The sequence below is a fragment of the Marinifilum sp. D737 genome (genome assembly GCF_026672275.1).
Lineage (GTDB): Bacteria > Bacteroidota > Bacteroidia > Bacteroidales > Marinifilaceae > Marinifilum.
On sequence record NZ_JANQCD010000010.1, the window covers coordinates 1 to 12,855 of the forward strand.

General features: G+C 40.1%; 6 protein-coding genes. 1 reads left to right on the forward strand and 5 read right to left on the reverse strand.

The features are described from left to right. Nucleotides 1-293: 293 nt before the first annotated feature. The 5 genes from NQ163_RS07960 to NQ163_RS07980 all read right to left on the reverse strand — a co-directional run bounded on the left by NQ163_RS07960 (nt 294) and on the right by NQ163_RS07980 (nt 9,892). Nucleotides 294-1,538, reverse strand: a complete 1,245-nt coding sequence (locus NQ163_RS07960; protein WP_268189785.1) for a DUF4861 family protein — start codon at nt 1,536-1,538, stop codon at nt 294-296. 144 nt (nt 1,539-1,682) lie between these two features. Continuing rightward, entirely contained in the window at nt 1,683-5,216 is a 3,534-nt protein-coding gene (locus NQ163_RS07965; protein WP_268189786.1) for a chondroitinase family polysaccharide lyase, read from the reverse strand. Between the two features lie 63 nt (nt 5,217-5,279). After that, nucleotides 5,280-7,694, reverse strand: a complete 2,415-nt coding sequence (locus NQ163_RS07970) for a DUF4962 domain-containing protein (RefSeq protein WP_268189787.1) — start codon at nt 7,692-7,694, stop codon at nt 5,280-5,282. 22 nt (nt 7,695-7,716) lie between these two features. Further along, nucleotides 7,717-9,168, reverse strand: a complete 1,452-nt coding sequence (locus NQ163_RS07975) for a polysaccharide lyase 6 family protein (protein ID WP_268189789.1) — start codon at nt 9,166-9,168, stop codon at nt 7,717-7,719. Next, entirely contained in the window at nt 9,161-9,892 is a 732-nt protein-coding gene (locus NQ163_RS07980; protein ID WP_268189790.1) for a DUF6250 domain-containing protein, read from the reverse strand. Before NQ163_RS07980 ends, NQ163_RS07975 begins: the two co-directional genes overlap by 8 nt. A 707-nt stretch (nt 9,893-10,599) precedes the next feature. On the opposite strand from NQ163_RS07980, the gene NQ163_RS07985 reads away from it, so the two are divergent. After that, nucleotides 10,600-12,852, forward strand: coding sequence for a polysaccharide lyase family 8 super-sandwich domain-containing protein (locus NQ163_RS07985; RefSeq protein ID WP_268189792.1), 2,253 nt, complete (start codon nt 10,600-10,602; stop codon nt 12,850-12,852). Nucleotides 12,853-12,855 lie beyond the last annotated feature (3 nt).

Here is a 12,855-nt window from a genome sequence, read left to right on the forward strand (position 1 = left end):
TAAGTGCGGCGGGGTGATCTTCTCTCCCGATTATGAATTTTGTTGCATTTGGCTCCCAAATGCTTACAAATTCTATTTCGGGACGAAGCTTCCCCGTCTTTCTAAAATTTTTCTACGTCTAACCAGTTTGACCTTCCAATGCCCCAAAAGCCCGTTCGAATTGAGCAGTTTATTTTAGATCACCTCACGATCCCTTTTATCTCTATCTTTTTCACTTTAAGTACTGCAAGTATTCCAAGTATTTTAGGCATTTATGGTATTTACCCACTATAAATCATACAGAGCCAGTTTTCTTAATATGAAATCTGAACAGGAGTATTCACTCTTAAAGACAGGTTCTTCATATACTCCTCCATTTCATCAGGTGAAGCTATTCCATTCTTTTGCTTGTTCCAAACGGCAGTCACATAATATTCCAGAAAATTTCCCTGAGGCTTTAGTCTCACAACATAATTCGAAGAATCTTCATCAAAATCTCCTCCCCAATACTGTTGAGGTACAAGCACCCCAAGACCAACGGTAACCTGAGGATACTTTTCATGGTCAAGGCGTGGAAAATCGGTTCCCCATACTGCCAACCAGCCCTCCAACTTGTTTTTTCGAACATCAGACTGATCCATTTTACGAATTCCCGTGCACAATTCCAGCTGCAATTCATCAATGTAAGCACGATAAATCATTTCTCTGTGCCCTGAATAAATCATCATTCTCGACAAAAGGGTCTGAGTACCATCAACGCCCATGGCACACATGTCGATAACAGAACGAACTGGCCCACGCGATCGGATCACTGCATATCGTCCCTTTGTTGCTTTTATATTTTGAGATTTTTTGCCATCCCACATTCTCAATGATCCTACACCCATGGTGTTTTTTACAAACAGGATATCACCACCATACTCATTGGCAATAAACTCATCGTTGGAATACCACTTGGTAGTATCCAGTTCAAGACGCTGATGCATTTTGCCATACACATCAATACTACTTCTGTCATCGAAATACATGCGGTAGGCAATATGCTCCGATTCCAATGCCGGACCATGATGCATGGTTTCCTTATACAAGTCGCCACTCGCACTAAAGATGCTATCCTTAATAATAAAAGGTTTCTTCCCGTTTTTTAAGCCCATTTGAGCATGAACACCACTTTTGAAAACATATTTACTTGCAATATTCTTGCTCACTTTGCAGATTTTCACTTTCAAATTTGAACCTTTTTTGATATCAATTTGAAACGAAAGTTCATCTTCTTTACCATCGCCATTTAAATCGTCCAACTGAGAAGGAATTACAGAGTCGGCCAGGCAAACCAGGAGACTGGCTTCTGAATCAATTTGCATTTCAGCCTTTAAATCAGAAAGCTTAATCTCCACAGGAATCAAGGTCCGATCTTTATTTAAAGGATTCGAAATACTCAGCTCCTGCTCAGCTATCCTTTCAATTTTTAATGGGTTTGAAGAATTTGATACACCCTTGCATTGTACCAAACAGATAAGTACAAGAAGGTTTACTAAAAGTAGATTTACTTTTCGCATAAAGTAATGATTAATGAGAGTTATATATTGATTTTTTAAACAATGGAAAGAGCCTGTAAACTGAGGAAATACAGTCTCTACAGGCTCCTTTCTTATCCGATACCAATAAGCTGAGTTCGATTTAAAACATGTTCTCAGTTTCAATTATTTTTTTAATATGAGCTTTTTCGACAGAAGCTGTCCATCCATTTGCAAGCGAACAATGTATATGCCAATCGCATTGGGAACATCAACGCTTAATTCTTTTGAATCACTATAAAAAACAGATTTTAGGACTCGTCCTCCAAGGTCATAAACCTGTACCATGGTATCACTGGGAAAAGGTCGAGAAGATTTTATCACAATCTTTCCATCTTTGCCATATACCAATAAGTCTTTACCAGCATCGATATCCTCCACACCGGTCACTACCGTATTAAAAGAGTCTGTAGAAGAAAGAACGGAAACATTTCCAGCTTCGTCCTCTGCCACGGCATGAAGCACATAAGATTCATTCTCCTGAAGATCATTCATCTGTCCTTCCCACATCTTATTGGCCACACAAGCATGTTGTCCGAATTGTACCGAGCCAGCCCCGCTCATCACCTGTTCAGCAAGTGGCTTTGCATTGGCTGCCAAATCCACATACCAATAAAGTGTTCCATTTTCATTACTGGTTAACTCCAGGCCCGCAGTAGTGCCCTGAATGTCTTTTACCTGGATGTGCTTGATTACGGGTGCAACAGCATCAGTGATTTCTTCACCTTTTATCAGTTTTATCTCTCTAGGAATCCCATCTTTTACATTGAATTGTATTTGGGTTTCCGTATTGGTTCTCAATAGGATGCTTACATCAGAAAATTGTCCATCCATCTCCCAGTTCCCCTTCAGGCAAATCACAATAGCAGACTCCTGGCTGGCTTTGGCAGTAGTATAAGCAATTTCAGGAATATGAAGATCCGGATCGCAAACACTCATGTTCAATTTATCCTGTTCGGCATTGGCTTGTAGCATTACCAAAGCAGAAGCATTAATTTGCTTCACAAACTCATCCGATAATTCTGAATTTGCATCAAAGAACACATAGCCAGTAGTATTTGTAGCTCGATCCCAAACAATGTGAGCATTCTGATCTTGTTTTAACACCTTATAGGCAGCCGTTTCCGCTTGATTCATATTTGCAGCAAAAGCTTCCATTGCCGCCACATCAGCTTGCGGAAGAATAACATATTCATAGATTTGATTCGAAGGTGATGTCCCGTGATCAATCCAGGCGCTGGCAAAATCACCCTGAGTAGCAGCCTTGGTTTTATTGTGTCGTGAATCCTGGCTAGCTCTTGAAATTTTCAAGTTAGTACCTGATTTCAACCAATAGGCATTCCCAACAGGATCAACCAACCAATGGTTCTTGTCTGCATTGAAATCCTGCTGCAAAGGAAAGCTTGTGATGGCATTGCTCCCATCAACATACATGGCTGTAGATTGATCTATAAGATTTACCTGGAACAAAGTTGTTTCCGTAGGATATTGCGAATTGGAATTTGAAATATCAGAACCTAAACAGATGATTCGGTTTTCGAAACAAAACACCGACTTGTTGGCCTGGTGATCAGCTGTGAAATTGGTTCTGTCCTTTTCTCTCAGCTTCATTCCAAAAATACCATTCTCACCACTCAAGTTCGAAGCTCCGGTAAACCCTTCATTCGATTTCTCCATCAGCGTTCCGCTGTTTGGGCTATTCAGTAAATTCAAAGGAAGGTGAATGCTGGTAGCGCCCGGATAACGATTCCAATCCCAACCATTTTCAACAAACCCACTTTTCGAAGACTTTACAGGATCACCGCTTCCAATTACCTGAACCGTACCATAACTCTGGTAACGACCATACCTGTTGTCTTTCGAATAGATTTCAGATCCCCATACATGTTTATTGTATCCTTTTACACTTACCATCCAATTGTCGCGACGATGAATACCCAAAGCTCCATAGTTGTAAGTAAAGTTCCCACTTGGCGCCACTTCCGCGCTAATTCCCATACCTGCGAACTCCTTCTTGAAAGCAGTATTTGAGCTTTCTAATCTCATGTAGGCCTGAGCCATCTCTGTCCAAATATCTTCACCCGTGTCCGGATTACCTGATTTAGCCAAGTAGGCATAAGCATTTTTCATACCACTACTTATGGTACCTGCCAGAGGATGACGACCACAAATTCCAAATCCCCAATCCAAAAGATTAGAGTAGTTGCGCATAGCCATTATTCCTTTTCCAAAATTTCTTCTGGCCTCATCGGAAAGCGCATAACAAGTACCATTCACAAAACGAAGGTAGGTGCCCACTCCAGCATATCCCCCCTTACTATAGGCAGGATACAAACCACCATGGTGAAATCCGCAACCATCCTCTTTGATACCTCCCATTGTACCTGGAACTATTTTCAACGAAATATCCATCCAGCGCTTAATGGCTTTCATTTCGCGAGCTTTTTCCGGAGAATCATCCATGCTAATCACTGCAATTAAACGTGGAATAACAGTAGTATTCCAGCTATCCATCAGCCCTTGCAAAGTTCCAACTTCCGGTTCAATTCTGTACTCCTGAATCCCGGTCCAGTAATTCATCATGGCAACGGCCTCACCCAGTCTGCCATCAGCTTTCAAAGCATCCCTCATCAGAAAAACAGCAGGAGGAAATTCTCTGAAGTTATACCCATAATGGTGATTGGTTCCCATACCACTACCAACATTCAGCCCTTGATCCATCACATAGTCCAGAAGATCGTAAAACATTTGTTTCGCCTCATCATCCTTGTTGTGAAAGTATATCTGGGCCAAGTCTTTTAAAACCGGGCCAACCTGATCCATCTTAACATCTCCAATTGACTGGTCATACTCATCATCGCTTACGTATGGGCGTCCTGTAATCTGTCCATCCAACCTTTGAATATCAAAACTTCTAAACTTGTCCTTAACCGTGGTGACCTTAGATGCCGTTGGCTGGGTTCCCTGGTAGGCCAACACCATCTCCTTTTTGATGGCGTCAAAAGCCTTCTGCTCCTCAGCACTCACACTCGATGCCAATGCAATATCATGAGTATAATTATCGTACCAATACCAAAGTGCAGCCCAATGATTGTGGTTCATCGAAGGATTAATGTAAGGCAACTGCTTATCTGGTGTTACCCTGTCGTGAATGCGAGTACCTGGAAACATCATTCTATCAAAGCACAGTGAACCACTTTCCACATCCGAAGGGGCAATAATTTTCATATAATCCAAACTCTGATTGCTTTTTGGACCACTCATGTCTTCTTTAAAACGAATCCAACAGGCACGCCATCCTTTAAAATTGATCCCATAATCGAAGTAATAGTCCACACTACTTCCTTTTCCGAATTCAAACCTAATGGTACCATCAACAGGCGTTTCATTGTACACCCACAACATCAATCCACCTTTATAGGTAGTCACTGCCGTATTAATGTTAGGAGGATTTGAAATATTCAACTCTGCTCCCTGGTTCCAATCCCACTTTACCGATTGAGATCCCAACTTATAATGAGCATCACTCATTTTCAGGCTGGAACCGGAGCTGGTACTCCACCCTGTGGGAACGGAATTTTCCAAACCGATGTACTGTGCGTAACTCAACATGCAAGTACAACACATCAGCATCAGTAATAACAACACATTCTTTTTCATACTTAGCTATTTATAAGATAAAAAAGGATGCCTGTATCCCCATACAGCATCCTCTTTTTGACTCTATTTTACAAATTTAATTTCCAGTTTTTGCTCCATTCCTCCTTCCAGGTGAAATTTCATTGCACCATTCTCAAAACTGTAATCGATTATACGACCATTAATTTCAGCATCGACTGGTTGAGATGGAACAGCCAGACTTAGCTGTGCTTGTTCTTTCGAATTAAAATCAATCACCATGCTCTCCTCTTTGATAAAAGCATGCACGGAAATCTGTTTATCAGACACAAGCAATGTCTTCTCGCCATGGCTGACTTTACGGATATCTCTTCCGAACCATTCAATTGCTTTCTGCTTGTCAAACCGTATTCCTGCCATATCACCGGTAAATTTCAACTGGGAAAGAGATGCTTTTTCACTCCAGGAGATTTCTGTTAGGATATCCCCTTTCTCATTCTGAATTTGAAGCCCTTCACCTTCTGGCAAGCGCACAACTCTTTTGCCCTCCAATTGATCCTGAAAACCTAATAGTAAAAGGGAACTAGCCTCTTTCGCCTTTTGTCTTCTTTTTAGCACATGCCCCAACTGCACATGCCCAATACCATCTTTCTTACGAAGATAATTGTCGTAAAACCAAGCTTCTTCCACAGAATCACTCCAATTGGATGAAGAGAGATCTTTCACCAATAACAAAGGAGATTTCCCTTTTCTTGGATCGATCAACCATTCCTTATTTTCTTTTGAATAAAATGGATTTACCTCTCTATCCCTGGTGTATTCATATGCATCTTTCTTTCCTTTCCTACTGGCATAAGAGTGCAAGAGCAAATCAAAATCCACTTCCTTTTTTGCTTGCATTTCATCACGAATTAAAAACAATCCATTGCAAGCAAGCACTTCGCGATGCCAGAAGTTCAAATCTTTCGAAGGATACATATTTGAAGGATCACAAACCAAGTTGAAATAATCATACTCCCCTTGATTTCCGGTACTAATGATAACATCCGTTTTCCCCCAGATCGCTTTGTTGCCTGGATATTCACCAAACTCACACCAAACATCGCCATCGCCAACCTGGCCTTCTCCATTTACCAACAGTACATTGTGCTCATGAGTATATTTTGGATTGGAATATCCCATGTCAATAATATAGGGAACCCCTGCCCTGTGCAACATGAATTGTCCGTCATCAGGATGTCCATGCCCCTGATAATGCTGACCCGATTTAATGGTAAAATAGCTGGCATCATTTTTCCATGAAGAGCGCCAAACGTACATTCCGGCATCCTCGAAAAAACGCCAGTTTGGTAAAGTATTTACATCAACAGCAGGTACTGATGCATCTTTCCAAATGTATCTCCATACATCGTAATTGGATTTCTGGTCCTGATCTTTTTCTGTTTTCTTCTCGGCACGCCACAGCTCAACCTCTCCTAATTCAAGCTCTGAAGACAACCATTGCGCAAGTGGATCTTTTAAATTCTTAGCCAATGCCGGAAATACCGAGTATGGATTTCCCCAAAACTTAGGGTTTGCATCGGCATACCTTGCCAGGCCTCCAAAATTATCCTTTCCGCCAGGCAGAATAGAGTACATACAATAAGCTGAAGCATTTTTGAACCAATCCAAACTCTGGTAAGGTTCTCCATAAGCTTTCTCCAATGCATTTCGGCGCAACTCCATCCACTGGACATAGGTTTTCAACTGAAACATGAAATAGGTTGCTCCCTCATCGCTAAAACCATCACTCATCAAGGAATTCATCTGACTTGTTAGCGTTTCATATTTGTGCTCCAAACAATCTGTCCACTCCTTCTTATATTCTTGTGGCACATCGTCAACACCATACAAAACAGCACTTAAGGCAGCGTACACGTTAGTTCCGTGATTGCAATTCATAATCGCAAAATTGTTTGTGTGGAACCTTGAATAATCTTCATAAAAATGGTGAGCAATACGAACAAGCCTCTGATTGATGTATTTACGTTCTTTCTTCGTAAAATTCTGATATTGCCAATCATAAGAAGCTGTCAGAGCGATTAAGGCCTGAGCAATTCCCAAATCTCCTCCAGGACCTTTGCCTTTTCCATCTATCCATTTGTCCCATTCTTTCCATTTCAGTATGGTCCAGAAATGCTTCTCGAAAGTCTCCTGATATTTTTGTTTCGGATCCAACAATTGTACCAGTGCCACTGCAGCTAGTTTTTCAGGAAAAGAAAATACCAGCTTCGATTTTGGGCGCTCTATGGGCTCCATTTTATTTAGCTTCTCACAAATCAGGAGTAAACTCTCCCATTCAGTTTCGTGCGTTGTTAAACGCATATCGACAAATTCTTTTAACTCATCCTTCTGGAAAAACACACGAGGATGATTCTTCACACTTTGTGCCTGTGAATTGCGAATGGTTCCTGCGAAAAGAATAATCATCAAGACCACCAACACAAGATCTCCCAATCTAATTTTCAATCTTTCTTTCATTATCGTATTGTATATTTTCAATTTACATCCAATTCGGACCAACATCTTTTCTTTGAAGTATTTGTTGTAATCCGCCACGCTTCCCCTGAGGAGAGTAATATACTCCTGAAGATTTCACTTTCTTCAAATCAAAATCCAAACGTTGCAACATCTCACTGGTCAAGTTCTTTTTCCATGCAGAAATATCAGCTGCTGGTAAACTCTTTGAGTTCGTTACTGTGAAAACTTGTTTCTCATCTTTCAACTTTACCTTCATCTTCTGCAAGCCTTTATTTGGTTTAATCCCGCTACTTCCCTGGAATACATTCCCTTCAAAAACCAAATATTGAGGCTCTGTATGCTTTTTAATATGAAGCATTCCTCCAATCATCACGTTATGAAAGAAGAACATACTATCGGGTGGAAACACTTTGTTTCTGTGCCCCAGGTCATTGATTACATCAATTGAAGCAGATCTATTATTCACAAAGAGATTATGGGCTATTGTATTTTCAGCAGTCTTTGGAAAGTGAGCACCAATCAGCCCCAATGCCAATCTTTTTGGATCGGAAGGAGAAGCAGAACCAAAGCTGACAACTCCTCCTGACTTGGGAGCCAGTCCACTGAAATAATTATTAACCACCAAATGCTTTCTGCTTCGAACTGCAACTCCGCCACATCTGTTTTTTCCCTCTTTATTGGAGATAAAAAAGTTGCTTTCCACAATTCCTTCTACTCCCTGGCGAAGGCTCAATGCTCCCTTGCAATTCAAAAATGTATTGTAACGAAATGTATTTCCGCAACTCTTCGATGACATAATTTCACTTTCTCCACTGCAATCTTCGAATAGGTTAAATTCTACCGTAGTATAACAATAGCGCTTTGCCATTGAACCATGACCAATACGCATGGCTGATCCTCCATTTTTCCCAAGAGGAGGACGTGAGAAATAATTATGGTCCACCAAATGGTGATTCCCACCATTCTTGGGAACATCTACATTAATGTAACTCGCACTTGAAGTTTTTCCCTCGAACCAACAATGATCCACTCGGTTGTAACAACCATTCAATTGCACCCAAACGCCTGTAACCTGATTGTAATTTCGAAAACGACAATTTGTAAGTCTATTATTTTCTCCAGATACAAGAACCAAAGCTCCATCCTTATCTCTTTTCCCTTTATTAAAATCTATGCCAGATAGAACGATGTTGTTTCCTGAAACTACAATGGAAGTATTTCCCTTGACAATTACTTTCCCGGGATGCTCTGCCTTTACTATAATCGGCTGTTCCTTGCTCCCACTCCACTTTAAATCCAGCGAAAGATCCTTGTACTCTCCATCTGCCAACTCAATAACCTGACTACCTGACTCTAACACTGACACCAATTCTTTTAGGTCTCCCACTCTGGTCACTTTCTGGGCAGTAACGATATCAACAGATAGCCATAATATGACTAAAAAACTGATGCTTATTCTATAAATCTTATTCATCTTTCCCTTTTATTTGATATACCTTCACATTATCAACACTCATATGGTTGTTGATGGTTCGTATTCCAAACCAACCCTTTTCATAAGCATCCTCATCCTTAAAATCATATATTATTGCTCCATCGCGGATAAACTGTACTCGTCCATCTAAAGCGATTAGTTGAATTCTGTAAGTCTTATTCGCTTCAATTAACACATCAGGAGCAGACAAATCATGTCCGGCAAGAAGAGGCTTGTTTCCATCTCCTGCATAACGGCGAAATCGAGTCTTTGTATTGTTATGACCTCCCATTCCCACATAGTACAATTGCAAGGTATCGTAATCGTGAAACATGCCTGATGCCTTTCGGGGAGAGTCAAACAAATCCTTCGGGCTTCTAGGATCAGTTGCATTCCAAAAGCAATTCAAATCACTCACCCGATCATTTGGACCGCCTTTTCCTATTACTGTTGCATCATATTCAATTAGGACTCCACCCTCGAAATATTGATCCAGCCAAATGGAAGCTCCCTTGCAAACATCAATATCCATTTTGCCGTCTTTCACCAAAACTGAGCTACATGAATCTTCCTGAATTTCGCTAATCCAATTGTCCAAACTACCATCGTTAAAGGAATCTTCAAACAGTAATTCTGATATTTCATACCAATTTTCTTTTTCAGATTTTGCATTACATGCACATAAAGAAAGCACAAGAAATACCAGTCCAAATAATCGCATCATTTTCTTCTATTTTAAATATATTACACCCCACACTTCAAAAGAGGTCAACAAACAACAATTCAGAGCACTTAACTACTCCTGAAAACGATTTCAAGATACCTGAAAGCATCACCTCATACAAACCAAGCCTGTCCCAAATATCCATTTCGGCACACCAGCAAAGCAAAAAGCCCTAAAACGCATTGATACACTACACTTTAAAAAACCGTACAATATCTTCCGTACGATTTTACACACGGTAAAAACACCATTAATAATCGCTCGTTAATGCAGCTCTTCTTTTGATTTTCTGTGTATTACCAACACCAAACACCAAACCACTTGATTTATATGGAGATAATAGATTTTCCTACCATCCATAATTTTCCGAACAATTGTAACACTCATAACAACAAGGAAATTAAACCAGTTGCATTTTTTGAAACCCACAACACACCTTCTTTTACCATTTGATCTACTGACACTTACAAAACTTTACCGCGAGAAAAGTGCCAGAATTGAAAAAGTCCTCCACTCCACAGTACGCAATTCATAATTTTAAATGCATTTCATAGAAAAATCATGCAAGAATAAAGCAGTCTCTCTTTGAGATGCAATGAAAAACAACACTGGGAAGTTTACTGCCGATTCAATCTTTCAAAGACAAAATTTGATGATTGAAATAGTCGGAGAATGCCAGGTATCATTAACGAAAAAACAAGAATCATATGAACAGAATCCACACCATCTGTATCACATTTTTTGCCTGCCTATTTTTGTCGACAAGTGCCTTGTCACAGGAAAAAGGAAATGCAGATCTTCAAAAAATAAGAACAGTACACCAAGGGAAGAAGTTATCGGCAAAGGGAGAATCTCTCAGCACAGAAAAAATACTCTCCTTACTTCAGGACGATGGTAGTTTTTCCGATGAAACTCCCCATACGAAACATATTAGAGGACGCATCACACAATTAGCCATTGATTACAAAAAAGCAAAGCAAGCCAACAAAAAAAAGTTGCGAAAGGCCATTTACAGTTCCTTGCAATATTGGATCAATCATCGTCCAAAATATAAATTCCCAAGAGTGCCTTTTGAAACGCTAAGAGCGATGGCTGCCATCGAATTGGTTATCTATAATGACATGATAAAAGAGCGGGAGTCAAACCCAGCCATGGCAAGTACAATAGACACACTTATTCAAAGCATTAGCGAATTTAGTCACTGGTGCTGGTTTAATGGCAAAAGCCCTAAAGTCTTCGATAAACATGAAGGTCATAACAGAGGTGGCAATGTAGGTTACCGCTTGTGGGGCATGACAGCCATAGCTTCTTGCTCTGGAAACGAAAGTGAGATGGATTGGGTGCACGAAATTGTAAAAGAACAATTTCCAAGAGTTGTAAATACTCCTACAGATTTCCCTACTGGCTTTACTACTGATGGATCATGGATTCAACACAATGCCGGAGGCGCACAAAACTACTGGGTTGGATATGGAGTTCACTGGATCAATCATGTTCTTAACTATGCTGAAGCAACAAAGGGAACACCATGGGCTCTTACAGAAAAAGAATGGAACACCATTGCTGACTACTATCTGGATGGCATACAGTGGTATCATTTTAAAAACCGTGCAGCCTTGAATTTAGCCGGAAGACACAATGCATTGAAGAAAGCTCCAGCTGACAACGGTGACATGAAGAAAAAGATCACCAAACTGATGGCTGTCTCTCCATATACATTAGAGAGAGAAGCTGAATTAAAAACACTTCTTCAAAAACAGAGGACTACACACACCGCAACTCTTGATTCTACCAAGTATTTCTGGAATACAGATTTGTTGATACACAGCACACCGAATGCTTACTTCGCAATTAAGATGTTATCAAACCGAACTACAGGATGCGAAACCTCTGAAAGTGAAAGGGCACACGGAAAAAACAACTTTTTTAGTGGTGATGGTTCTACCATGATCTACCGAAATGGAAAAGAATACGACAAAGCACGTATTGGATGGAATTGGCGCGCTTTACCAGGTATTACTGCTCTTCAAAAAAATGGAAAATTGCCCTTGAGTCCATGGGGACGTGAAAGTAAAAGTAAAAATCAATTTGCCGGCGGGTTGGCAGCCAATAAAAAAGGGATTGCTGCCTTTCAATACAATCGTGTAAATAGCTATGCAAACCTGCAAGCCAACAAAGCATATTTTACCTATGACAATGTTCTTCTTGCCCTGGGAAATAGCATCAGAAAAAACAAAGATGATGATTTCGATGTATGGACAACACTGAATCAAAGTATCAGAAACGGATCGATTCATTACAATATCAATGGTAAAAAAGGAAAGATTAAGGAAGGTAAATCTTCAAAACTTAAGTTCAAAGACATACAGAAAACTTCGTGGGTTTATCATGATGGCATTGCTTACCTGATTTTCCCAACAAAAAAAGCAAGTTCATTGCTACTATTTGCCGAAAATAGAACTGGCAATTGGGCGGATCTGGATGGCCGCTATTTAAACGCAAACAACAAGGAAGGTCAATTGGAAGAAACCTCCATTTTTCAGCTTTCCTTGTCACATGGCAAACATCCCGACCAAGCTGACTATTCATATATCGTAATTCCAGGAATTGAAATCAATAGGGTAAAAGAAATCTGTAAGGAGAATTTCCCTCTTATCATTCAAAACAATGATGGACAGCAGGCTATTCAAATTGATGCCAACACTTATATGATGGTCTTCCACAAAAAAGGTTCCGTATCTCTTAAAGATGGAATCAGCTTGGAAAGCGATGTACCTGTTGTAGCCATGCTATCGCTGAACAATGAAGAGGCTGTAATTCAAGTTTCTGATCCTCTTCATCAACAAAAGAGTGGAAAGATAAAAATCAATACAGGGAATAACATCCTTGAATCAAACATTGACTTCCCACAAGGAATCAATGTTGGAAAATCAACTGAAATAAAATTAAATCTTAAATAATAA